The organism is Flagellimonas halotolerans (assembly GCF_035818535.1).
Classification (GTDB): Bacteria; Bacteroidota; Bacteroidia; order Flavobacteriales; family Flavobacteriaceae; genus Flagellimonas; species Flagellimonas halotolerans.
The window spans coordinates 44314-70020 of sequence record NZ_JAYKYV010000015.1 but is presented as its reverse complement, the minus strand read 5'-3'; the positions used below and the strand labels follow the sequence as shown (position 1 = coordinate 70020).

Here is a 25707-nt window from a genome sequence, read left to right as displayed (position 1 = left end):
AGCTTTGTAATTAAGCATTGTTTACTTTGATGGATTCCGGTTTTCCTGATATGCGTTCTTGCAGCGCTTGGAACACAACAAAGAGCACAGGTACCGCAAAAACTCCCAAAATGGTTCCGACCAGCATACCCCCAACAGCACTTACACCTATGGATTGGTTTCCTACGGCTCCGATTCCTGATGAAAGTGCCAATGGCAATAGACCAAATATGAAGGCGAAAGATGTCATCAAAATTGGGCGGAGCCTGGCACGTGCCCCATCTGCGGCAGCATCAAAAAGTGATAGTCCTGCCCGTCTACGTTGCAGGGCAAACTCCACGATCAAAATGGCGTTTTTGGCCAACAGACCAATCAACATGATCAGGGCAATCTGGAAATAGATATTGTTCTGCAAGCCTGCCAAGTTGATGAAAAGAATGGCTCCTGCAATACCAAAGGGCAGCGACAACAAAATGGAAAGCGGTAGTATATAACTTTCGTATTGTGCACTCAGCAAGAAATAAACAAACACCAAACTCAATATAAATATGAGGATGGTCTGTGAACCGGCATTGCTTTCTTCCCTTGTAAGGCCGGAGTAATCGTAGGTGTAGGTAGTTGGCAATACTTGGGCGGCCACTTCTTCAATAGCGGTAATGGCATCACCGGTACTGTAGCCCGGATTGGGAACTCCTGTTATGCTTACGGAACTCAACAAGTTGAATCGTTGCACAACCTCGGGACCATAAATTTTCTTTAGGTCCACAAACTGGCTTACAGCGACGGATTCGCCATTGGCATTCCTAACAAAAATATGGTTCAAAGAGTTCTCGTTGGCCCGATCTTCGGGTTTGGCCTGGATCATAACACGGTACTGCTTACCAAATTTGTTGAAATCGGTAGCATAAATACCTCCAAAATAACCTTGGAGCGAATTGAAAATATCGGTTGCTGTCAACCCGGCCATTTTCACCTTCTCCATGTCAATGTCCAAATTGTACTGTGGAAAACCGGGGTCGAACTGCGAAATGGCATACTGAATTTCCGGTCTGGCATTGAGTGCTCCCAAAAATTGGTTTTTTACATCGTTGATGGAATTCCAGTCTTCGCCCGTTTTGCTCTGAAGCTGTACCTCAAAACCGGAACTGGTACCAAAACCTTGAATACTTGGAGGCGTAAAGTAAATGATCTCGGCATCATTGAAACCTGCCGTAATTCCGTACAGCTTTTGCATGGTCGCATTAACGGACAAAGAATCTGCATCTCTTTCGCTCCAATCTTTCAGCTTCATGATAGAGAATGCATAAGACCCAGCACTTACTCGGTTCAATAAACTAAACCCGGCCACACTCATTCTAGCGTCAATCACGTCCATGGATTCATAAATGGAATCCAGCTTCATGATGGTCTCCTCTGTTTTTTCAATGGTTGTTCCCGGAGGCATGCTCACATTAACAAAGATCATCCCACGGTCTTCATCTGGCACAAAACCAGAGGGGGTTGATTTGAACAGGAATATGGCCAGTGCACTAAAACCAAGTAAGAGAGCAAGGGTTATCCATTTTCTTTTCACCAAAGTACCAATGGTATTGGTGTATTTATTTGTCATGGCCGTAAAACCAATGTTGAAAGCCTTAAAAAAACGGTTCAAGAAATTGGATTTTTTACCTTTTTCTGGATTATGAGGTTTTAGGAACAATGCCGCCAAGGCAGGACTCAATGTCAACGCATTAACGGCTGATATTAAAATAGCAACGGCAAGGGTAATACCAAACTGTTGGTAGAAAACACCTGAAGACCCTTTGATAAAGGAAACCGGGATGAATACCGCCGACATTACCAAGGTAATGGAGATAATGGCCCCAGATATCTCGCTCATGGCATTTTTGGTTGCGGTTTTCGCAGAGTCGGCTCCTTCTTCCAACTTAGCGTGTACCGCCTCGACCACCACAATGGCATCATCCACCACAATACCAATGGCCAAAATCATAGCAAAAAGAGTGAGCATATTGATGGAGTATCCGAACAATTGCAGGAAGAAAAAAGTACCCACAATGGCCACGGGCACCGCAATGGCGGGAATAAGTGTAGATCTAAAATCCTGAAGGAAGAGGAACACCACAATAAACACCAAGATAAATGCCTCGATCAATGTTTTTACAACGTGATCGATGGAGGCATCCAAGAAATCTTTGGAGTTGAAGGGGATTACATAATCCAACCCTTTTGGAAAACCTGCTTTTGATTCTTCCAAGATGGTTTCAATTTCGTCGATGATTTCCTTTGCATTGGATCCAGATGTTTGGTAAACCCCCACAGCAACACCGGGGTTTCCCATACCGGAGTTTTTTCTAACGTAGCTTAGTGCTCCCAACTCGATTTCGGCAACATCTTTTAAGCGAAGAAACCCTCCGTCTTCAGTAGTTTTTAGAATAATGTTTTCATATTCTTTTACTTCGGAGAGCCGTCCTTTGTATTTCATCACATATTCAAAAATACCATCAGCATTTTCTCCAATTTTACCGGTTGCCGCTTCGGTATTCTGTTCTCTTAATGCCGCTTGGATATCGGCTGGCACCAAATTGTATGCAGCCATTTTATCAGGAGAGATCCATATCCGCATGGAATAATCTTTGGCCCCAAATACGTTAACGTTACCAACTCCTTTGATCCGTTGTAATTGCGGAACCAGGTTTATTTTGGCGTAGTTCTCCACAAAGGTGGCATCGTAATCCTCATTTTCAGAGTAAATGGAGAAAAATAGCAATGCACTGTTTTGGGCCTTTTGGGTAGTTACCCCTGTGTTTATAACTTCTTGCGGCAACAAGCTGTTGGCCCTTGCAACTCGGTTTTGAACGTTTACCGCTGCAATGTCGGGGTCAACGCCAAGTTCAAAAAATACGCTGATGTTGGCTGCCCCATCGTTACTGGCGGATGAGGTCATGTAGGTCATGCCCTCCACACCGTTGATCTGCTCTTCAAGTGGAATCACTACACTTTTTAGTACTGTTTCGGCATTTGCTCCGGTATAATTGGCGTTAACCTGAACGGTTGGCGGAGCAATCTCCGGATACTGTTCTACGGGTAAAGTACTAAGCCCCAGAATACCCAATATCATAATAATTACGGATATTACAGTGGAAAGTACAGGACGATCTATAAATTTTTGGAACATATATAATTTGTTCTATAAATGATTGATGGCAATTATTGTTTTACGGGATTGATGGTTTGACCATCTTTTAGTTTGGACACTCCTTCGGTTACGATGGTGCTTCCTTCTTCCAAACCTTCGTTTACGATGAATTCCTTATCGGTTTGTGCGACAATGTTCAATGGTTTTGTATTTACCGAGTTGTCATCATTCAATATAAATACCATTTTGGTTCCTTGGAGGTCAACCGTGGCAAATTGAGGGATAACAAAAGTATTTTCGTAGGTAGACGGCACCTTTATGGTTCCCGTACTGCCAGAGCTCAACAATTGGTTGGGGTTGTCAAAATCCGCCCTAAGGGTTACACTTCCTGTGGTTGGGTTGATAATGTTGTTCACCATGGCAATTTTTCCCTTTTGCGGATAGGTTTCACCATTGACCATCACAAGCTCTACTTCCGGAGTATTTTCAGATGAAATGGGAGCTCCTTTATCTGCCATTTCACTCTTCATTTGTAACAATTGTTTCTCGGTCATGGAAAAGTATGCACGAATGCTACTAATGTCGGATACCACGCTAAGTGGCTCCCCCATAGTGCTGCTTACCAAAGCGCCCACTTTATAGGGAATCTCACCAATGTACCCGTTTACCGGGCTCACTATATTGGAATAGCCGATGTTGGCGGCAATACTGTTATAGTTGCTTTTTGCCTGTTCCAATTGAGCTTTAGCGGTTTCCAATTGCACCTCGCTAATAATGTTTTTCTCAACCAAGGGAACCAGCTTGTCCACTTCCACCTGTGCCAAATTTACCGCCGCTTTTGCAGCTTCGGCATCTTGGGAAAGCGTTTGTGTTTCCAGTTTAAAGAGCAACTGCCCTTTTTTTACTTTTTGTCCTTCTTCTACATATATGTTTTGAACAAATCCAGCAACCTTTGGCCAGATTTCTACATTTTGTAGACCTTGAATATTGGTGGAATACGAATTATATATTGTAATATCCTGTTTTTTAAGCGTACTCACTTTGAGCGAGGGCGCTTGCGGCACAGTGGCTTGCTGTTGGTTTTTACCCCCACAGGACATGAACAAGAGCACACCTGTTGCTACTATTATTGATTTGATTGTTTTTGTTTTCATGAACAAACTAAGGTTGTTAGGGTTATTGTTGGGTTTATGACTGTTGGAGAGATTACTCATCTATAATGGATTCTAATTTTTTGATGGATTTTTTAAGGATTTTTTCGTTATCGCTTACATAATCCAGATACACTTTGGTTCTTACTTGACCTTCTTCATATTTTTTAGGGCTATTTTTTTTATGATAGCCCAAAACCAAGGTGATTATACTTTTTTCGGTTTCCATACGACTCAAGTTTTCTTGAAGCTTAGAAAGAAAGAAGTTCTTTTTCTTGGCAGTGGTGAAATACCTTCTTCTATCACTGGGTTTGGTAAAGTAGGTAACCAGGCCCATGTTTAATAAAAGGTTCAAAGAGGTAGAGGTAGAGCTTTTGCTTGCACCCCGTTTTTCCAAACAATCCTCAAAGGTGATTCCGTCCTCATCGGTTAAAATGAGTATTGCATATATGCGGGCGGCCAGGGGAGGCAAGTTGTGTTCCTTCTCTAAATGAAGCCCTAAAGTTTCTATTATTTCTTCCTTCGTTTTTTCCATTGATGGATTTTTGAAGGTGCAAAATTAATATTGGTTCGGAACAAACCGAACTAACAAGAACTAAATTTTTGTTAAAAGAAAGTGTTCGTTGACAAAACACCTATCAATGCTTAGCTAGAATTCCTTCCTTATCTATAATTGGAATTGTGGTAAGATGGTCTTCGGCAATAGTATGTTTGGGGAATAGGAACCTCTTTTCAAACAGTTTGTTTTCTGCAAAAAAGGTAACAAAGAATTCATTGTTGAGGGCCAGCACTTCTTCTTGCAGGAATTCAATTTTTTTAAAGGACTTGGGTTCAACAACCCCTATACCGTGTCGCATGGTAGAGGTTTTTTTATCCTCGTCAAAACCTTTGGAAACAACAATGGTCATTTCAATGGCATCTTTTCTGTTATTGATGAGATAGGCATTCCAGTCTTTGGACAGAAATTCATCGTTCCACTCGCGGATTACAGCAACATGAACATCCTTGGCTACGGGAATTTCAATATCCTTTTTCATAAAATGGTCTACAATGCGCTTTTGAATTGTTCCAAGAAGCGAACATCATTTTCGCTGAGCAGGCGAATGTCTGAAATTTGATGGAGCAACAACGCAATACGGTCTATTCCCATTCCAAAGGCAAATCCAGAATATACATCGGGGTCTATACCACAATTCTTAAGTACGTTGGGGTCTACCATCCCGCAGCCCATAATTTCCAGCCAGCCGGTTCCCTTGGTCATGCGGTAGTCCGTTTCGGTCTCTAGGCCCCAGTAAACATCAACTTCTGCGCTGGGCTCCGTAAATGGGAAATAAGAAGGGCGCAACCTAATTTTGGACTTGCCGAACATTTCCGATGTAAAATATTGCAAGGTTTGTTTTAAATCGGCAAAGGATACGTTCTTGTCCACATATAGGCCTTCTACCTGATGGAAAAAGCAATGGGAGCGAGCCGAAATTGCTTCGTTTCTATAAACCCTTCCAGGGGAAATGGTCCTGATGGGAGGTTTATTGCTCTCCATATACCTTACCTGAACTGATGAAGTATGGGTACGCAAAAGGATATCCGGATCTGTTTGAATGAAAAAAGTATCCTGCATGTCTCTTGCAGGGTGGTATTCCGGAAGGTTTAGTGCCGTAAAGTTGTGCCAGTCATCCTCAATTTCGGGACCTTCGGAAACATTGAACCCGATTCGGGAAAAAATATCGATGATCTGGTTCTTTACAATATTGATTGGGTGGCGGGAACCAATTTCAACAGGTTCACCGGGGCGTGTCAAATCCCCATATTTGCCAACAGTTTCTGTTTGGCTCTCCAAGGCCTCCTTAAGGGCATTGACCTTATCGGTAGCTGCGTTTTTCAATTGATTGACAACCTTGCCAAAATCTTTCTTTTGTTCGTTGGGCACATTCTTAAATTCGGCAAAGAAACTGTTCAAAAGACCCTTTTTTCCTAAATACTTAATTCGGAAGGCTTCAATTTCTTTTATTGAGGTTGAAGTAAACTTTTCTACTTCGGCGATATGTTCCTTTATGGTGTCAATCATGATTGCTTACGCTATTGGCGGACAAATTTAGCAAATTGTCCTTGAATATATAGGCAATAAGAAAATGTACTGCAATTCCACCCAAAAGATGCCACAGCCAATGTGTTCCCATCGGAAAGAAATTTTGATGCAGATCAATGCTCCTAAAGAAAATCGCAACTCCAAAAATTAGGAAGGAAACAATCACAAAAACAATGTTCCTTCCTTTGGTCCGAACCAAATACCAAGCTATGGGAACAAGTATGGTTGCAGCTGTTATTATATATCCCAAAGAAATTCTCAATCCAGATGGAATGGGCAGCATCCGAAATAAAAATGAAACCCCGGGCAACATGGTGATCCAAAACAACCGCTTCCACCAAGATTTAACCAGCTTAAAAATAAAGTAGATGACCAAAGCAGCACATAAGATCATAATGGGCATCCAATCCAACCGAAGCCAAAACTCATGGCTCCGGGTGGCATGGTAAATTGTTCCGCCCACATAACTTATTCCGATTATGGGAAGTACCCATGCTAAAAATAGATGTTGCCTTGGATGTTTATACACTTTTATGCCCCAATAAATAATCAGGAACAAAAAGATAAGATTGCTATAAGTATTATAAGGTTCAACGGGAAACCTGCCCTTAACGGTTTCCAGATAGATAGGTCCTGAATCTTGTGGGAACTCTTGAAGAAGCATCAAAAACGTATATTATTCTTGGTGGTTTAAGTTTTTATCAACCCAATCCAAACAGGATTTAAAGTTTTTGAAGATATGTTCTTTTGGGATAAGATTCGGGATAATATCAATACGTTCCAACATATAACGGGGCTGGTCCAGAATATTGACCAAGAGCACAAGTATATCTTTTCGTTTTAAATCTTGCAACACATCTTCCATGGCATATAGGCCCGTTTGGTCCATATACTGCATCCTGCCCATTCGTATTATTACTGTTGAAGCATCATCGGGGATTTGTGAGGCCAGTTGTTGAAATTCGTTGGTAGATCCAAAAAACAAAGGCCCTTTTATGTGTTTTATAAAAACCTTATCCTTAATTTTTTGGGGAATATTTTTTTCATCGGACCACGCTTCCTCACGCAAGGCCCTCACATTGGAACGTTGTGCTGTAAGATCTCCAATTTTTTTCATAAACATTAAAGAGGCAATTACAAGGCCGATTCCAACAGCATATACCAAATTCCAAATGGATGACAATACCATTACTACCAACATGATGATAACTTCGGAACTGAGTTTTAGAGGCCCCAATTTTATGTCTTTGGGCAAGTGGGGAATGGCTTTTAGCCCTCTGTAATCCATTACACCAATACCTACGGTTACCAATATACCTGCCAATACTGCAGCGGGTATTTGTGATGCTACTGGCCCCAAGGCAAGTAAAATAACAAGTAGTAGTAAGCCGGCAATCATACCGGATAGTCTTGTTTTACCCCCAGAGTTTATGTTTACCACGGTCCTGATAGTGGCACCAGCGCCAGGAATCCCCCCAAAAATAGCTGCAATACTGTTTCCAATGCCTTGGCCTACCAACTCTTTGTTGGGTTTATGTTTGGTTTGGGTCATATTGTCTGCAACCACGGAGGTAAGCAGTGAGTCTATGGCACCAAGCAGTGCCAAAGTAAGTGCAGTAAAAATATAGGGCGTGATAACATTAAGGTTGAACGATGTAAAAATTTCAAAGTTGGGGATGGGTAGCCCACTTGGAATCTGTTCAATGGGTCTATAATCCAACCCAAATCCGAAAGCCGCACCAGAAACTACGATCAGGGCAACCAATGTGCTGGGGATTGCCGTGGTTATTCGTTTAAAACCGTAAATAATGATAATGGTTGCCAAGGCCAAGGCCAATTCCAGCCAATTAATGTGCTTGAGTGCCCTGGGCAGTACTTTAAATGTTCCCATTACCCCCGATGCATCTTTTGAAGCCAAGGTGCCGGCTTCTTTTAACATATCGGCATGTGAAATTTTTTCGGCACGCTTAATGGTTTCCGTAAAGTTCTCTAAAACCAATATTCCTTCACCAGCCTCTTCATGCAGTATATTTTCTAAAATGGCTTCTTCGGCCTGGGGCATAAACTGATTGACATACGCTTCGTCCTCCTTGGGGTAATACCCTACTGCCGGCAATATTTGGGTAACTAAAATTATAATTCCAATAGCGGTCATAAAACCTGAAACCACGGGATATGGAATGTATTTAATATATTTTCCCATGCCCAATAGGCCCAAACCAACCTGCATAATCCCTGCCAAAAGGAAAACGGTCAAAATAGGGGGAAGTGCCTTGTTGATATCCCCATCGTTAACGGCAATGATACCTGCAATAACAACCATGCTCACTGCTGTCATTGGAGCGGTTGGGCCCGAAATTTGTGTGTTGGTTCCACCGAAAAGAGCGGCAAAAAAACTAATGAAAATTGCCCCGTACAAACCGGCGCTGGGGCCTAACCCAGAACTTACACCAAAGGCAAGCGCCAAAGGAAGGGCCACAATGCCTGCGGTAATTCCCCCGAACAAATCTCCTTTTAGGTGCTTAAACATGGTATAGTGTTGTTTGCGTAGCTTTAATATAACAATATTATGAATAAAAAATGCCGGTAGTAAAATACACCGGCATTTTTTACATAAAGTTATTCTGTGCTACAGAAAGGTAACTTTACCATCAGAGATATCGTACATGGCACCGACTATGGCAATTTCTCCATTGTCTTCCATTTCTTTTAGAACGTTGCTTTGATTTCTGATGTTTTCCAAGGTCATTTCAACATTTTTTGCCGAAACCGCATCCACAAACTCTAAATTTTTAGAGTTTCTTAAAGATTCATCTTTAGGTTCGTGGACAGCGGCCACGGCAGGTTCAATTTTATTGATCAAAGCAGTAAGGTTGCCCAAACGAGCATGGTCGCATGCTCCTTTTACCGCTCCACAGGCAGTATGCCCCAAAACTACAATGGTTTTTGTCCCTGCCAATTTGCAGGCAAACTCCATGCTTCCCAAAATATCTTCGTTAACAAAATTCCCTGCAATTCTTATACTAAAGATGTCTCCCAACCCTTGGTCAAAAACAAGCTCAGCGGATACTCTTGAATCAATGCAGCTTAAAATGGTCGCAAACGGAAATTGACCGTCCTTTGTATCGTTCACCTGTTCCAAGAGGTTTCTGTTCGCTTTTAAGTTTTGTTGAAAACGCTGATTGCCCTCCTTCAAAAATTGAATGGCTTTTTCTGGCGTCATGGTTGCCTGGGTTTCTTTTGTGTGTGCTTTCATGCTAAAATATTTTATGCCGATTTTTTCGGTCTTAGATTAAAAAATTCGATGTAACTATCCGGATTTTCAATTTCGCCTTTTTCCGAGATAATTTTAATGTCGATGTTCCTGTTCTTCGCTTTGTTTGAAAAGTCTTCTAGGATTTCCACGATATCATTGTCAAGAAAACGTGTTTTTCTAACATCCAATTCAAGATAGGAGTTTTCAGGAAGACTATCCAGTTCTTTTAGAATGGCTCCTTTGTTAAAAAAGGTAACCTCTTCCGCAAGGGTCATTTTAATTTTATGTGCTCCATTGCTCTTATCTTCAATATGAAGGAAGTGGGAGTTCTGGTAGCTTTTAATAAGAACAACGACAATACCAACGCCAAGACCTAAACTGATCCCGACCAAAAGGTCTGTAAAAACAATGCCCAACACGGTTACCACAAAGGGGACAAATTGTTTCCAACCCGCTTGGTACATGGTTTTGAAAAGCGATGGCTTTGCGAGTTTAAAACCAACGATAAACAATATGGCGGCCAAAACGGACAGCGGAATCTTATTGAGCAAGGTCGGTATCAATATTACCGAACCGAGGAGGAAGAATCCGTGGATAATAGCAGAAGCCTTTGTTTTACCTCCGGATTGAATATTGGCTGAACTACGAACGATTACCTGTGTAACCGGAAGCCCTCCGACCAAACCAGAAAGCATGTTCCCCACTCCTTGGGCCCTAAGCTCGCGGTTGGTGGGCGTTGTTCTTTTTTCAGGATCTAATTTATCCGTTGCCTCCACACATAGCAATGTTTCCAAACTGGCCACCAATGCAATGGTGAAACCTGTTATCCAAACTTCTGGGTTGGATATGGCGGAGAAATTGGGAAAACTAAAAAAGCCCAAGAACGAATCAAAGCTATCCGGTACCGGAACGCTTACCAAATGCTCCTGCGTGATTCCCCATGTGCCATTGCCTTGGGTCAATGAATAATACACGATTCCAATGACCACAGCGACCAAAGGTCCTTGTATAAGCTCAAAAATCCTGGATTTTTTCGTTAAAACCTGACCCCATAAAATAAGTATGGCCAAGGCAACAACAGCGATAAGGGTTGCACCAGGACTAATAAAATTGATGGAGTTTATAATTTCACTAAAGGTGTTTTCACCATCTACTTGAAAGAAGGCCCAATCACCTTCCGGGTCGGCATCATAACCAAAAAAATGGGGAATTTGTTTTAGAATGATGATGATTCCAATACCCGTGAGCATACCTTTAATTACCGATGATGGAAAATAATAGGCAATAATACCAGCCTTTAGAAATCCGAAAATCAGCTGGATTATACCGCCCAATACTACGGCAACCAAAAAGTTTTGATACCCTCCCAAGGTACCGATCGCGGTTAGTACAATGGCTGCAAGTCCTGCTGCAGGGCCACTTACCCCTATTTGGGAACCACTTAGTGCACCTACAACGATTCCCCCAATAATACCTGCAATAAGCCCCGAAAACAAAGGGGCGCCACTGGCCAGGGCAATACCTAAACAAAGCGGTAGTGCCACAAAAAAGACCACAATACTGGCAGGCAAGTCATTTTTTATATACTTGAACATAATAAACAAGATTAGTCCTCTACATCAGATAAAATTTGGTGGTAAAGGACAATTAAAATTTGATTTAAACGAGAATAAGAATGTTAAACCAATTTTCGGGGAGGGGGGTCTAGTGTTTCAAGGGTAAACTCCAATACAGCGAATGCATATCCTAATGCATCATTATTTTTTTCTTGATTTATGGATGGATCCGCTGAAATAAAACTTTTTGACATAAAATATTTAATATCAAATGTTTTACTGCTCGAAGTATCATGCGTATTGTTCTCCTCTTCGGAAGAACCAAGAATAAAGGCAATACTATATTCCCGCCCCATAAGTGGGACAAAAGGTGAGGTCAACAAAATTGTGACCATCACAAAGGAAATAAACGGTATAGCCAGTGTTCGCATCATATTATATGATTGGGGGTAAATTTAAGATAAGATATGCACTTATTTGTTAATTATGTCTAAAAATCCTTTAACGACCTAATCTGGTCCCCCAACAACCATCCTGTTTGCCCATCGGCAATACGTATTCTTTTCCAATCGTCCAATTCGTCCAAAATATTCACTTTGGTTCCTTCGTGAATGGTAAAGATAGTACTGCTGTTGGTATTGGGTTCTGAACTAACATTGACTTCTTTCTCAAAAACTATGGCTGGGTCATCGTTCTTGTATTGTTGATATCCAAGGTAGGCCATTAAAACAGAGACGGCGCACAAAGCAAGAGAGAGCATACTTGAAATAAATGCAACCCTCTTTTGGTTGGCCGGGCTAAGAAAATAATAGGCCATATAGGCCAAAACAAACAAAAAGACCAATCCAATGGCCAAATAAGCCCATTGATCATAGGAGAGCAAACCCACAACTGATTTGTAGATTTTGGATATCCCCGTTGTAGGAACTTCCTCAATGGCATCCAGCCTCATATTTTGGGCAAACGCCAAATTATTTTGGATTTCCCTATTAGGTGGGTCAAGAAGCAATGCTTTTTCGTAGTAATAAATACTGGGGCCAATGGAATTGAGTTTGTAGTAGCAATTCCCCAAATTAAAGTACAGTGCGGCCGAATGCTCGCCATTTTCCAGAATTTGCTTGTAGTTTTCTATGGCAGCGGAATATTCCCCATTGTTGTATAGTTCGGTGGCTTCATTAAACAGAGCCTCGTTTTGGGAAAATCCAAAAGAGAGCGAAAGCATACAAAATAAAAGGACCATCTTTTTCATGCTCATAACTGTTTGTCCAAATTAGAAATTACTTCACTTGCTTTTTCATAATCTTGTTGCATCTGCACATTGGAAAACGGGCTATATCGTGCCATTTCACAGCTGGTCAATAATGCTATAAAGCCATCAACATCCTTTTGGTCAACCTTTTTTTCCGAAAGAATGCTTGTAATTTTATCCTTGCTGAATTCCGAAGTTTCTATGTGTAATTTTGCCTTCAGGTAGTTGTGCAAACCTTTTTCCAGAGCCACATAAAAGGCTTCTTTGTTTCCGAGTTCCTTTTTGGCTGTTGAAAGATATTTTCTGGCCAGTTTGTTGGCTTTCTTTATTTTGTTCCCTACCACATCGCTGGCAATGGCCTCTCTCTTCTTAAATGTGAAAATGGCTATCGGAATAAACAATAACGGGGCGAGCAAAAGAATAAAAAAGAGGCTTGAGCCAAAAAAGCGGTGAGAACCAATAGGAATCAGGTTCGGATTTATGTTGATAAAATGAAACTGCTCCCCGGTCGGCACAACCAATTGCTTGTTGGCAGAGGAACTTGATATATTGGCAGAACCACTTGTAGGTCCTTCGATTACCTCAATATTGATTTCTTCTGAATTAATGGTTTTATAGTTACCTGTACTCGGATTAAAATAACTGAAAGAGATACTTGGAATGGGGTATTTTCCCCTAAATGAAGGCACAATGGTATAATTATTGGCCACTTTGCCCTCCATGCCGGTACTGTAGGTGTTGATGGATTCCTCGTATTCGGGATCATAAACCTCTAAAGAGCTCGGCAGTTCTGGCTCTGGAAGTTGGAACAATTTCAAGTTCCCTTTTCCAGTAACTTCAACTTTGGCCTGAAGCGATTCCGAGGCATTCAGTTGGGTTTTGCTTGTGGTCACCGAAAAATCAAAATCACCAACAGCTCCACTGAAACCGGCCGGTTTTCCAGCTTCTGGCAATGGTTTTACGTTGATGGTTCTGTTACCTGCAGAAACGGTTTTACTTGTAGAGGTATAAATTCGGCCACCAAAAAAGTCTCTTCTGTTGGTGGGTACATCAACAAAAATCTCGAGAGAAAGTGGCTCAATGTCCAGCTGTCCTGATTTTTGGGGGTAAAGTACCACTCGTTTTAAAACTACATATCTATAGGGTTTACCTTGGTAAGTGCCGTTTTGCGCGGTGTGCTTGGTAACCGGAATATCTTGGCTCCAAAAATTATTATAGGTGGGATTGTCCAAGGGTCTGTAATTTGTAACACTTATGTTTGGACTTACATAGAGCTTATAGACTACGGTAACAGCTTCATTTAAATACGGATTTCCTTTTGATACTTCTGCAACTAAATGAAGGCTTTCGTCGGCCACATCGTCCACGGTCTTCTGTGCATTAGGCTTGTCCACTGCCGCTGTAACCTCTACTTGCTTGGGGGTTGTCTTGTACGTTTGGCCGTTAATCTCGATAGTGGCCTGATTTATGGTGAAACTCCCCCTCGCCGTGGGCTTTAAAATGTAAGAATAGGTCTTGGAAAAACTACGTTTGCCATTTACCCAAGAAGAACTAATGGACTGCGAAGGGCCCATCACCACATTAAAACCATTAAATTGAGGCGGCTTAAAGTTGTCGCCATCCTTGTTCATGGTAAAATCTACCCGAAGACGTTCGTTTAGCCCCAATTCCTCTTTGCTCAAGTTCATGGTAAACGAAATCTCTTCCGCATCGTCTTGGGCATGTGAATGTAAGCCCGTAAAGAGTAACATTCCCAGAATAAACAATATGTTGCCCTTCAACACTTTCATTACCAGTCCTTCTCGTTTTTAATTTTTTTGCCTCGAACTTTTCGGGCCTCCATTTTTTCCTGCACTTTTTTCTCTTCGTTCTGCATGGCCTCTAGCAAATTCTGAATCTGTTGTTCAGACAATTGATTGGGTCTAGGTTGCTGCTTTTTATCTTCGGGCTGGTCACCCTCATTGGGTTTTTTCTCTTGCTCTTTTTTCTTGTCACCATTGCCTTTTTGATTTTCCTTGGGCTTATCCTCTCCATTTTCACCCTGATCGCCTTTATCTTTGTTTTCATCCTCTTTTTGCTCGCCTTTGTCTTTCTTCTCGTTATCCCCGCCTTCGTTCTTCTGGTCTTGGTTTTTATCCTTGTCCTCGTTTTCCTGATCTTTCTTGTCTTCGTTGTCCTTGTTTTGGTCGTTCTTTTGCTCGTCCTGTTGTTTTTCTAGCATCTTTTTGGCCAGAGCAAGGTTATAGCGAGTCTCGTCGTCGTTAGGATTTTTTCTTAAGGCTTGTTTGTAGGCCTCAACGGCTTGTTTGTAATCTTTTTGCTTCATGAACACGTTGCCCATGTTATGGAATGCCTTGTGCTTTTCTCCTTTATCCTCGGCAACTTCTCCTGCCTGTTTGTACCTTCCAAAAGCTTCTCCATAACTTTCCCTGTTATAGTAGGCGTTCCCTAAATTAAATCGGGCGGCGGCATTTTTGTTGCTTTTGGAAATGGCCCTTCTGTAATCGGCCTCTGCCGTAACAAAATCGTTGGCGGTAAGTTCTTCGTTGGCCTCATAGGTAAGATTGGTAGAGGCTTGCAATGCTTTTTCCGCTTCTTTGTTCGCTTTTTCGGTTATATCGTCCTGCGCATGGACAATCCCGAAACATAGTAATAGTCCAAACATCAACTTAATCTTGCTCATCATCATGCTCGTTAAAAAGATTCAGTTTTTTCAACCATTGTGTTTTTCTGTCCAAAACAAAAATGTCCAAAAATAGAAATAAAAAGCCAGCGGCCAGGAACCATTGAAATTGGTCCTTGTACTCTGCAAATTGTTTGGCTTCAAACTCTGTTTTGTCCATCCGGTTCAGTTCCTCTTTGATGAACTCCACGGCATTTTCGGTGCTGGAGCCATCAATATAATCGCCATTGCCCCTGTCGGCAATCCCTGTCAATATGTTTTCGTTCAATTTTGTGATGACAACCTCGCCTTGGTTGTCCTTTTTCAAACTTTCTACAATGCCGTTCTTTTTGATGGGAATCGGAGCTCCTTTGGCTTTACCCACTCCAATGGTATAAACACGGATTCCGTTCAGTGTAGCTTTTTCAACTGCATCGATAGTGGAACTTTCGGAGTGGTCTTCCCCATCAGAAACAATAAAAAGCACCCTGTTGGTCTGTTGGGAATCATCGTAATAAGTACTGGCCAAATCTATGGCTGCGTTAATGGCGGTTCCCTGTGATGAGAGCATATCGGTATTCATGCTCTGTAAGAACATTTTAGCGGCGCCATAGTCCGTGGTTATAGGCAATTGAGGGTAGGCTTGCCCTGCGTAGGCAATTATTCCTATACGGTCGCTCGCCAATTGGTTGATGATTTCCGAAACAATACGTTTGGCTTTTTCCAAACGGTTGGGGGCAATGTCCTCTGCCAGCATACTTTTTGAAACATCGATGGCAAAAACGATATCCACACCTTCGCGTTTAACGGTTTCCAGTTTTGTACCGATTTTTGGATTGACCAACCCCAATACCAAAAACGTAAGCCCTCCCAATAAAAATATCAGTTTAAGGGTTGACTTAAAGTTGGATTTATTGGGTGCCAGACGCTTCAATAGGTTTGATTCTGCAAAACGTTTTTGTGTCTTTCTCTTCCAGATTTGAAGAAAAAAGAACGCCAGGGCCATTACCGGGATTATGGCCAAGAGGTAGAAATATATTTTTTCGTCAAACTGAATCATTCGCTAAATAAAACTTTTAAAGATGGAGTTTCGCAATCCCCATTCCAACAGCAATAAAATTCCGGCCAAGAAAATCAGCGGCCTGAATTTTTCCTCGTATTTGTAATATTTGAATTCCTCTATTTCTGTTTTTTCCAACTTGTTGATTTCCTCGTAAATGGCTTCCAAGGATTCATTATCGGTGGCACGGAAATATTTTCCTCCTGTCACTTCTGCGATTTCTTTGAGCAATTCTTCATCAATCTCCACTTGTCGCATACCGTATCTATAGGAACCATCCCTATTGTAGCCGATGGGAGACAAGGCATTTCCGTTGGTTCCCAGGCCAATGGTGTATGTCTTGATTCCAAATTCGACTGCTAGATCGGCTGCGGTTCTAGGTTCAATAAAGCCAGAATTATTGACACCGTCCGTTAAAAGAATGATAACTTTACTTATGGCCTTGCTTTCTTTTAGTCGGTTTACCGAAGTGGCCAAGCCCATTCCGATTGCGGTTCCATCTTCCAATACACCATAGGTGATTTCTTCTAGGGCATTCAAAACAATGGCCTTGTCGCTGGTAATAGGGGTTTTGGTATAGCTTTCGCCCGCATAGCTCACCAAACCGATACGGTCGTTCGGGCGACCTTCGATAAAATCGGCGGCTACTTCTTTCAATGCGGTCAATCGGTTCGGCTTTAGGTCGCGGGCCAACATGCTGGACGATACATCGATGGCCATTACAATATCGATGCCCTTGGTTGTTTTTGTCCGTGTTGAAATATCCTCCGTTTGAGGTCTGGCCAATGCCGTAATTATTGCAGCCAAAGCCAATAATCGAATGGCAAACAAAACAGGTTTTAATTTTGATGCCCAACTCTTGACCGTGAACCCTTTGATGCTGGAAATCCGCAGGGAGGCCATTTCATTTTTTCGTTTGAAAAAATACCATAGCAAAGCCAATGGCAGCAACAAAAGCAGCCAGAAAAATTCAGGATTTGCAAATTCTATATTCTCAAACATTTATACTTGTGTTTTTACGTCCAGACTTCCTAAAATCCGATCTACGATTTGTTCCGCATACTCATCGTCCTCTTCCCAAGTGATCACAACTTGTTGGATGAAACCTTTACCTCCAAAAGTTAGAATATTGTACTTGGCCCTTTTGGAATCTCCGTTGGGTCGTTCCAAAGTTCCCGTGCCATAGGTTTTCATACCCTTTACACCGGATTGTGTCACAAATTCTTCTTGTTTGGTGATGATATTCTTTAGTCCCAATTGTTCAAAATTGGTCAGGGTGGAACCTATTACCGCATCAAATTGAGGCTCCTCTTTTTGTTCTTTGAATGTGATGGAGCTTGTGCTTACCGAAAATATCCCCACATAGCTACCGTAGGAAAATGCTTGAAGCTCTTTAATGAGCTCTTCGGTTTCTTTGGGAAGTTCCAATTCTTGACGGACCAAAACTTCTGGTGTTTCTATTTCAATGGGAGGGAAACCGTACGAACTGGCCACCCACTCATTTTCCAGCAAATCCTTTGTAGGGTAGCCAAATACGGTATCCCGAACCTTTTTGGTGCCAAAATAAATGGTAGAACCTACACCGCCCAAAACAATGATTCCTGCAAAAATGGCTGCAGCCCAATAGATTCTTTTACGTTGTTTTTTCTTGGCCAGTTCCTCTAGGTATTCCTCATCCAGTAAAAGATCCTCTTCTGTGGGTTCTGGAAGTGCTTCGTGGGTTTTGGTCACGATTTCTTCGACCATTTTCCTATCTTGTTCGGCAACGGTTGTGGCTGGTTTGTTTTTGGCAAACTTTACCAAATCGGCCGTTTGTAATATTTTTTGAAATTGTTGGATGGTGTCATCGTCCAATTTAAGCTCTCCGGCATCCCTTAACATTTCCAGTTTGGTAATGAGTTCTGACGTGGTACTTTCCATGGCAGTGACGTGCACATCTTCTTCCAGATAGGACCGCACAATATCGGTAAGTTCCGAATAGTACTGCTTGTATTCGTCCTGAATAAGGTATTTGGAGTTCTCCAACTTTTTAAGCTCCATAAGGGCTCGGTCATAGGGTGGGAGCAAGGCCACTTTTTCTTCCTCGGTCAAAGGTTTCTTTCTTAGAAAGAACCAATATGCCAATCCCCCGACCACAATCAACCCTAAAAGAATCCAAAGTGCCGTAAGCCACATATCGGCGGTACTTCTTTCTACCTCGATCAAGGGTTTGATGTCGTACATTTTTTGTTTAGTGGTGTCCACCAATACGTCCGCGACTTTAACTTGAAAAGAATCCGTAAAAAAAGGTTGCTCGTTAATGGCAATTCGTTGTGGGGGAATCGTGTATGCGCCACTATCGAACTGGGTTAGGGAATATATTTTCTGTAGGATGACCTTATTGTCATTTTTGAGGGTGTCGGCCATGATGGCCTCTACGGTTTCCAGCGGGGAAAAAGTTTGTCCTTCGGGAAAGAAAACCACATCGGTGGAATCCGTCTCAACTGTAATTTTGTATTGAATCTGTTCCCCAATTTTAATGGCCAAGGTGTCCACTTCGGCATCAACTTTGGGTCCTGTTTGCGAAAAACCGATCGTGGGTATCAGCAATAGAAACAACATGGTTCCCCAAACTGATCGGGGCTTTGTTGTTTTGCTTTTTATTTTATGTAGACCGTTTATTCGCATTATCCTCTTCGTTTAAAATACCCCAATAGCTTTTTTACGTAGCTTTCGTCTGCCCTACAATTGATGACCCCGCAGCCTGATTTGTTAAAGGAATTGGTGAAATAGGCCACTTTGTCTTTGTAGTGTTGTCCATAAGCCAAACGAACCTGTTTGGATTGGGTGTTCACCAATTGTATTTCCCCTGTTTCGGCATCTTGCATTTGTACCATTCCCAAATTTGGGATGGCTTCCTCACGTTGGTCATAAACCCTTATTCCGGTAACATCGTGCTTATTTCCCACAATGCGAAGCGTGTTCTCGTAGTTATCCGCAATAAAATCCGATAGCACAAAAACAATGGCTTTTTTCTTCATCACGTTGGTCAGGAACTTCAACGCCTCTGCAAGATTGGTTTCACTGCTTTTTGGATGGAACTCCAACAATTCCCTAATAATTCGAAGTACGTGGCTTTTTCCTTTTTTAGGCGGGATATAAAGCTCTACTTTATCGGAAAATAGAATCAAACCTACTTTATCGTTGTTCTGAAGCGCAGAAAATGCGAGCGTGGCTGAAATCTCTGTGATGATTTCTTTTTTGAACTGATTGGACGTACCGAAAAGTTCAGACCCACTCACGTCGACCATCAACATCATGGTGAGTTCACGCTCTTCTTCAAAAACCTTCACGTAGGGTTCGTTGTAGCGTGCGGTAACATTCCAGTCAATGCTTCGTACATCATCTCCAAACTGATACTGGCGTACTTCGCTGAACGTCATCCCCCGACCTTTGAACGTAGAATGGTATTCCCCACCAAAAATATGGTCGGAAAGACGTCGGGTCTTAATTTCAATTTTACGTACTTTTTTTAGTAGTTCCTTTGTATCCATTTGGTTCAAAAAAATAGGTTTTCGGGTTGGTTAAAAGTATTGCTACTTATTCCGATAAACATTGAACCGCTAAGGCACCTCTACCTCGTTTACAATCTTGTTGATGATTTCTTCGGAGGTAATATTTTCTGCCTCGGCCTCGTAGGTGATTCCGATTCGGTGACGTAGTACATCGTGCACCACGGCCCTGACATCTTCGGGAACCACATAACCTCTTCGCTTGATGAACGCATAGCATTTGGACGCTTTCGCCAAGTTGATGCTACCTCTTGGAGAAGCACCAAAACTGATAAGAGGCTTCAAACTTTCCAAGTTGTATTTTTCCGGGTAACGCGTAGCGAAAATGAGGTCGAGAATATATTTTTCGATTTTTTCGTCCATATAAACCTCGCCAACAGCTTCTTGGGCCCTTAGAATTTGCTCCAAGGAAACTACGGGGTTAACGGCCTCGGTTGCACCTTTTAGGTTTTGACGGATGATCAGTTGTTCCTCGTTCAACTTTGGATAGTCGATTACGGTTTTCAACATAAAACGGTCCACCTGCGCTTCAGGAAGCGGGTAAGTACCTTCTTGCTCTACAGGGTTTTGGGTGGCCATTACTAAAAAGGGCGCGTCCAGCACAAATGTTTCGTCCCCGATGGTCACCTGTTTTTCCTGCATGGCTTCCAAAAGTGCCGATTGTACCTTTGCGGGAGCCCTGTTGATCTCATCTGCCAAAACAAAGTTGGCAAAGATGGGTCCTTTTTTAATGGAGAAATCGTTCTCTTTTATATTGTATATCAATGTACCGATCACATCAGCGGGCAAAAGGTCGGGCGTAAACTGTATCCTGCTAAAGCTTCCTTTCACCGCTTTGGCCAAGGTGTTGATGGCCAATGTCTTTGCCAGTCCGGGAACACCTTCGAGCAGAATGTGGCCTTTTCCCAGTAGACCTATCAGTAAGCGCTCCACCATGTGGGTCTGCCCCACAATGGCCTTGTTCATCTCAACCCTTAAAAGGTCAATAAAAGCGCTTTCCTGGGCAATTTTTTCATTCACAGCACTAATATCAATAGTAGTGTTTTCTTCCATTATATACTTTTATTGTTTGGTGTTAATGTCGGGGTTTTCGCTAAGGTGTGCAAAATGAAAATTTATTTAAAACCTAGCTGTTAATTAATGGTTAAAAAAAACGCTAAACCCCTAGTTTTATGAAGGATTTAAGGCTTTAATTTTATACATTCAGCACTTATGGGACGGACAACGAATTTTTCCCGCATTATATCGGGAGCGATGACATGGGGAAGTTGGGGGAAAAAACTTTCCAAAAAGGAAATGATCGAATTAATGCACCACAGCATTGCTTGTGGCTTAACCACTTTTGACCATGCCGATATCTATGGAAGCTATTCCACCGAGGCCGATTTTGGACAGGCATTTGGGAATAGTGGAATTAAAAGGGGGGATATTCAACTGATCACCAAATGTGGTATTCAAATGAGCCGTGGCAGGAATAACCGAATCAATCATTACCAGTATGACAAGGATTATATTATTTGGTCTGCGGAAGCGTCTTTAAAAAAGTTGAAAACGGATTATTTGGACTTTTTTTTAATGCACAGGCCAAGTCCGTTGATGGAAGCCGAAGAGATTGCGGAAGCTGCTCGGCAGTTATTGCAAAGTGGAAAAATAAAACAGTTTGGGGTATCCAATTTTACAACCTCTCAAGTGGCTATGTTGGAAACAGCCATACCCGTTGAAGGAAATCAGGTCGAATTTTCTTTGACGCATCATAATCCTATGTACGATGGAACTTTTGATGATTGCATAGCCAACAAAAGATTGGCCATGGCATGGAGCCCGTTGGGAACACTTTTTAGGGAAGATGATGAGCAAGTAGAACGTATTAAAGAGGCCATGGGGCCTTTGATGGAGAAGTATGATGCTGATGAGAGCCAGTTGCTCTTGGCCTGGATTTTAAAACATCCTGCAAAAGTGCATCCGGTCATTGGAACCACAAACAAAAAAAGAATGGAAATGGCCGCAGAAGCCATAGATATAGAATTGGAACTTCAAGATTGGTTTGCCCTTTTGGTGGCGAGCCAAGGACATGATGTTCCGTAAAAATTGGAAATGGGAAAAACAGCATTAATAACAGGAGCTACAAGTGGAATAGGTAAAGCAACGGCAGAGCTTTTTGCAAAGCAAGGATTTAATTTAATTCTTTGTGGAAGAAGACAGGAACGTTTGGAAGGGTTTAAAAATGAATTGGGAAGAGACACAGCAATCTTTACCTTAAATTTTGATGTTAGAAATCGAGAGGACGTTTTCTCGGCCATTGAAAGTTTGCCCAAGGAATTTTCAGAAATAGACATTTTGGTCAACAATGCTGGCAATGCCCATGGATTGGACCCTATTGATAAGGGCGATCCAGATGATTGGGATGCCATGTTGGACATTAATGTAAAGGGATTGTTGTATATGTCAAAAGCCGTTATTCCCCAAATGGTGGAGCGCAAATCTGGGCATATCATCAACATTGGTTCCACGGCGGGGAAGGAAGTATATCCCAACGGAAATGTGTATTGTGCCAGTAAACATGCCGTGGATGCCATTAACCAAGGTATGCGGATAGATTTGAATGCTTACGGAATTCGCGTAGGGGCCGTAAACCCTGGATTGGTGGAAACTGAGTTCAGTGATGTTCGGTTTAAGGGAGATCGTGATAAGGCATCAAAGGTGTACAAAGGCTTTCAACCTTTAAAACCAGAGGATATCGCGGATATTATCCTGTTTGTGGTAACTCGACCCTACCATGTGAACATTGCCGACCTTGTGGTAATGCCCACCGCACAGGCCAGCAGTACAATCGTCAACAAAAATGGTTCATAGTTGATGGTTAAATGTCAAAACCGTCGGGTCGAGAACAAGGTTTGTACTATTAAAAATTCTATTCTCGATACATTTTTTTGAACTTAAGTTCAAAAAACCTCTCGAAATGACGAATTTTTCTTTGGTTTATAAAATCCCGAAACACTAAGTTATGATCAATAAACGCCTACTCGTAAAAAATCTTTTGGCCCACAACGACGAGAATAGTTTTTACGATAAAAAGCGTTTTATATCCATTGGGGAAAAGGAGGGCAAGGCCAAATTTTTAAAACATGTCTGTGCCTTGGCCAACAGCAACCCAAAAAACAACTCCTTTATTGTGATCGGGGTGGAGGATGAGGACAATACTATTGTTGGCGTTGATTTTTTTGATGACAGCAAAATTCAGAACCTCGTCAATGCCTATTTGGACAATCCGCCTCTAATTTCCTATGAAAATATTCCCTTTCCCCATTTGCCCGAAGGCAAGGTGGTTGGTCTTGTAACAATTAGGTCCAACGGAAAAGTTTGTGCCCTTCGCAAAAATATTTGGAAGTATTACGGGGGGGCGGTCTTTTTTAGGGAAGGTAGCATCAGCTTGCCCAAAGCTTTTGATATTGAGCTAAAGGACATCAACTCCGATAAGGTGGCGACGATTGAACAGCATGCTCGGAATAACATAGAATTGACACTGGATGCGGTCATAAAATTCTTCAATACCAGACATCCTGACTTAACAAGTGATTACAAAGTCTTTAAAGAACAATTTGTGGTCTGTTGGGCGGGAAACAAGAAGAAAGTTAAGGGCAAGGTCTACTATTCCCGAGTGGATATTGAACTCATCAACGAACAGGTAAAACTGTTTTATTCCGCTTTGGACGAAATCACTATTGATTATGATGACGACCACTTCAAAACCTTGGAGTATGTGCAATTGGGCTTGGGCTCTCAACAAAAATATTATCCTTTGGAAGAAGTGGTCATCACATTTTCAGACAATGGCAAGTACACCATCAACAGTAAATTAATATTTGAGCCACCACAGTTTGATAAAAAAACGCTGTATCATGTTTACAATACCAACAATGCATTGCTCAAAAAGTTGGAAAACCATATTCCGTTAACAGATTCGGAGCATACGGATATGACCCACCTCCCAGCAACGTATCTTATTTGTTACCTGAACGGTTTTGAGGAGGCCAAGGAAAAAATGGACAGTTCAAGGACGTTGTTAAAAACTTACGACAGCAATATTTACCAATCCTTAAAGGAATCCCAACGAATTCTAAGGAAAGTAAGGTACGCTTAGTCGTTTGGTTGTTTTATTTTTCGAGCTGCTCTTTTGTGGGCAAGGCAACAATAGCGCCATAATTAGTAGTGGTAATGGCACCGGCCTTGTTCGCCAAGGCGACCATGTTTTCCACTAACGAAAAATCTTCGAAAACAGGCCCAAAATTGCCCAAATCGGAAATTTGATACAATAAACACCCTATAAAAGCGTCGCCAGCACCAGTAGTGTCCAAGGGAGCTACCTTTATACTCGGAATTACCTTTTTGGTGCCGTTCATGCTCAGTAAGGTACCGTCTTTCCCCAAGGTAACGGTAATTATTTTCGTTCCGGCCTTGTGCAAAACATCACAGGCTTCATGTAAATCTTCTTTACCTGAAATAAGTTGTGCTTCTTCTTGGCTGAACTTGCACAAATGTGATTTTTCCACAAAGGGCATGCACTTTTTTATGAAGGTTTCTTCGTGATCTTTCCAAAGGTCGCTTCTAAAATTTGGGTCAAAACAGATAAACATTTCTTTGGTAAGGCCATCAAAAAGATATTTGCTGTATGTTTTTTCCAAAGGTCCGCCCAAAAGAGCGGTCGCGGCCCCCAAGTGAAGAATATTTCCGGGAAGGTTCTTTCTTAGGTCGGGATTATACTTCAATTCCTTATCGGCGCCCCTGCTAAAAACAAAATCGCGTTCTCCATCTTCCGAAAGCGATACAAAGGCCAGCGTGGTGAAAGTATCCGATAATTGGGCCAACGAAACGTCAACGCCAACCTCTTTCAGGGTTTCCAATAAAAATTTCCCAAACGGATCGTCCCCTACACAACCAATAAAAATTCCGTTTCCTCCCAATTTGGATATGGCACAGGCCACATTGGCAGGAGCTCCCCCTGCTTTTTTGGTAAACTCGTTTGCTTTGGAAAGGTCGCTTCCTTGACGTTCGGCAACAAAATCAATCAACACTTCACCAATGCAGTATACTTTTTTCATATTGTTTCGGAATATTCTAAGGTACATAGAAAATTATACCATGTCCAAAAAACAGTTAGGTTAATTTGAAATATAGGTTAAATGCTTGATAAAGCCAGCATGATTTTTTATTGGCCAAGCATTTGTGCGTAATTTTGTCAAAAACTTTTCTATGCGAACACTTGTTGTGGGCGACATCCATTCAGGGGTGCGGGGGTTGGAGCAATTAATGGGCAAGGCCAATGTCACCTCCAAAGATCATATCATATTTTTGGGCGATTATGTTGATGGGTGGAGCACGGCAGTGGAAACCGTAAATTTTTTGATTCAGCTCAAAAGTGAATATAGATGCACTTTTATTCGTGGAAATCACGATGAACTCTGTAGGGCTTGGTTGGTAGATCAAAAAGAAAATCCGCAATGGTTGGCACACGGCGGCATTGCAACCAGAGATTCTTATTTGAATGCAGATAGGGATATATGGGAATTACATTTGAAGTTTTATAACGAATTGCAAAATTATTATCTCACAGATGACAACCGGTTGTATTTGCACGCCGGTTACACAAACCTTAAGGGAGTGGATTACGAATATTTTGAACAATCTTTTTACTGGGACAGGACATTATGGGAACTGGTAACGGCACTTGACCCTGATTTGGAACCTACAAGTCCCAAGTTTCCAAAACGCTTGACCCACTACAAGGAAATTTACATAGGCCACACCCCTTTGTCCAAAAACGGGTTTGTAGAACCGCAGAACAAAGCCAATGTTTGGAACGTGGATACAGGGGCCGCTTTTATGGGCGGATTGACCATGTTGGATGTGGAAACCAAGGAATATTGGCAAAGTGATCCCGTACACACATTTTATCCTGGCGAAAGAGGAAGAAATTAGCGCAGTTTTCATTATTTTATATAGACCTTTGTAAAAAACCCCGTA

At 41.9% G+C, this 25707-nt stretch carries 23 protein-coding genes; 4 read left to right on the top strand and 19 right to left on the bottom strand.

Annotated features, from left to right (window positions below; all coding sequences use genetic code 11):
* Positions 1–10: 10 nt before the first annotated feature.
* The 18 genes from VM932_RS14465 to VM932_RS14380 form a co-directional block, all read right to left on the bottom strand.
* Complete coding sequence (locus VM932_RS14465) at positions 11–3154, bottom strand: efflux RND transporter permease subunit (protein ID WP_326279585.1); 3144 nt, start codon at positions 3152–3154, stop codon at positions 11–13.
* 32 nt (positions 3155–3186) lie between these two features.
* A complete protein-coding gene (locus tag VM932_RS14460) occupies positions 3187–4269 on the bottom strand; it encodes an efflux RND transporter periplasmic adaptor subunit (protein ID WP_326279583.1) in 1083 nt (360 codons plus the stop codon).
* A 52-nt stretch (positions 4270–4321) separates the two neighbouring features.
* Complete coding sequence (locus tag VM932_RS14455; protein ID WP_326279581.1) at positions 4322–4801, bottom strand: GbsR/MarR family transcriptional regulator; 480 nt, start codon at positions 4799–4801, stop codon at positions 4322–4324.
* A 103-nt stretch (positions 4802–4904) separates the two neighbouring features.
* Positions 4905–5303 carry a hypothetical protein gene (locus tag VM932_RS14450; protein ID WP_326279579.1) on the bottom strand — a complete coding sequence of 133 codons (399 nt, stop codon included), beginning with the start codon at positions 5301–5303 and terminating at the stop codon, positions 4905–4907.
* A gap of 8 nt (positions 5304–5311) precedes the next feature.
* Complete coding sequence (pheS, locus tag VM932_RS14445; RefSeq protein ID WP_293165983.1) at positions 5312–6331, bottom strand: phenylalanine--tRNA ligase subunit alpha; 1020 nt, start codon at positions 6329–6331, stop codon at positions 5312–5314.
* Positions 6324–7016 carry a hypothetical protein gene (locus VM932_RS14440; protein ID WP_326279577.1) on the bottom strand — a complete coding sequence of 231 codons (693 nt, stop codon included), beginning with the start codon at positions 7014–7016 and terminating at the stop codon, positions 6324–6326. Before VM932_RS14440 ends, pheS begins: the two co-directional genes overlap by 8 nt.
* 12 nt (positions 7017–7028) lie before the next feature.
* Positions 7029–8882 (bottom strand): SulP family inorganic anion transporter, encoded by a 1854-nt coding sequence (locus VM932_RS14435; RefSeq protein ID WP_326279575.1) that lies wholly within the window; start codon positions 8880–8882, stop codon positions 7029–7031.
* A gap of 99 nt (positions 8883–8981) precedes the next feature.
* Positions 8982–9608 carry a carbonic anhydrase family protein gene (locus tag VM932_RS14430; RefSeq protein ID WP_326279573.1) on the bottom strand — a complete coding sequence of 209 codons (627 nt, stop codon included), beginning with the start codon at positions 9606–9608 and terminating at the stop codon, positions 8982–8984.
* 11 nt (positions 9609–9619) lie between these two features.
* Entirely contained in the window at positions 9620–11203 is a 1584-nt protein-coding gene (locus VM932_RS14425) for a SulP family inorganic anion transporter (protein WP_326279571.1), read from the bottom strand.
* A gap of 83 nt (positions 11204–11286) precedes the next feature.
* Entirely contained in the window at positions 11287–11598 is a 312-nt protein-coding gene (locus VM932_RS14420) for a hypothetical protein (RefSeq protein ID WP_293165974.1), read from the bottom strand.
* Between the two features lie 56 nt (positions 11599–11654).
* The gene (locus VM932_RS14415) at positions 11655–12413 is read right to left on the bottom strand and encodes an SH3 domain-containing protein (RefSeq protein ID WP_326279568.1); all 759 of its coding nucleotides are present in this window, start codon (positions 12411–12413) and stop codon (positions 11655–11657) included.
* A 2-nt stretch (positions 12414–12415) separates the two neighbouring features.
* Complete coding sequence (locus VM932_RS14410; RefSeq protein ID WP_326279566.1) at positions 12416–14203, bottom strand: BatD family protein; 1788 nt, start codon at positions 14201–14203, stop codon at positions 12416–12418.
* Positions 14203–15096, bottom strand: a complete 894-nt coding sequence (locus VM932_RS14405) for a tetratricopeptide repeat protein (protein ID WP_326279564.1) — start codon at positions 15094–15096, stop codon at positions 14203–14205. The genes VM932_RS14410 and VM932_RS14405 overlap by 1 nt, the downstream gene beginning before the upstream one ends.
* On the bottom strand, positions 15083–16135 hold the full coding sequence (locus VM932_RS14400; RefSeq protein ID WP_326279562.1) for a VWA domain-containing protein: 1053 nt from the start codon (positions 16133–16135) through the stop codon (positions 15083–15085). Before VM932_RS14400 ends, VM932_RS14405 begins: the two co-directional genes overlap by 14 nt.
* Positions 16136–16138: 3 nt before the next feature.
* The gene (locus VM932_RS14395) at positions 16139–17137 is read right to left on the bottom strand and encodes a vWA domain-containing protein (protein ID WP_326279560.1); all 999 of its coding nucleotides are present in this window, start codon (positions 17135–17137) and stop codon (positions 16139–16141) included.
* The gene (locus VM932_RS14390) at positions 17138–18802 is read right to left on the bottom strand and encodes a hypothetical protein (protein WP_326279558.1); all 1665 of its coding nucleotides are present in this window, start codon (positions 18800–18802) and stop codon (positions 17138–17140) included.
* Positions 18802–19668 (bottom strand): DUF58 domain-containing protein, encoded by an 867-nt coding sequence (locus VM932_RS14385; RefSeq protein ID WP_293165961.1) that lies wholly within the window; start codon positions 19666–19668, stop codon positions 18802–18804. The genes VM932_RS14390 and VM932_RS14385 overlap by 1 nt, the downstream gene beginning before the upstream one ends.
* Positions 19669–19737: 69 nt before the next feature.
* A complete protein-coding gene (locus VM932_RS14380) occupies positions 19738–20739 on the bottom strand; it encodes an AAA family ATPase (protein WP_293165960.1) in 1002 nt (333 codons plus the stop codon).
* 159 nt (positions 20740–20898) lie between these two features.
* Here VM932_RS14380 and VM932_RS14375 point away from each other — a divergent pair, with 159 nt between their 5' ends.
* From VM932_RS14375 to VM932_RS14365, 3 genes are all read left to right on the top strand, one after another.
* Complete coding sequence (locus VM932_RS14375; protein ID WP_326279555.1) at positions 20899–21771, top strand: aldo/keto reductase; 873 nt, start codon at positions 20899–20901, stop codon at positions 21769–21771.
* 9 nt (positions 21772–21780) lie between these two features.
* On the top strand, positions 21781–22539 hold the full coding sequence (locus VM932_RS14370) for an SDR family NAD(P)-dependent oxidoreductase (protein ID WP_326279553.1): 759 nt from the start codon (positions 21781–21783) through the stop codon (positions 22537–22539).
* Between the two features lie 151 nt (positions 22540–22690).
* Positions 22691–23827: an ATP-binding protein gene (locus VM932_RS14365; protein ID WP_326279552.1), complete on the top strand. Its 1137-nt coding sequence runs from the start codon at positions 22691–22693 to the stop codon at positions 23825–23827.
* Between the two features lie 13 nt (positions 23828–23840).
* Here the strand turns inward: VM932_RS14365 and VM932_RS14360 are convergent, their stop codons facing one another.
* Positions 23841–24785, bottom strand: a complete 945-nt coding sequence (locus VM932_RS14360; protein ID WP_326279551.1) for a carbohydrate kinase family protein — start codon at positions 24783–24785, stop codon at positions 23841–23843.
* A 151-nt stretch (positions 24786–24936) separates the two neighbouring features.
* Here VM932_RS14360 and VM932_RS14355 point away from each other — a divergent pair, with 151 nt between their 5' ends.
* The gene (locus VM932_RS14355; RefSeq protein WP_326279550.1) at positions 24937–25662 is read left to right on the top strand and encodes a metallophosphoesterase; all 726 of its coding nucleotides are present in this window, start codon (positions 24937–24939) and stop codon (positions 25660–25662) included.
* Positions 25663–25707: the final 45 nt, after the last annotated feature.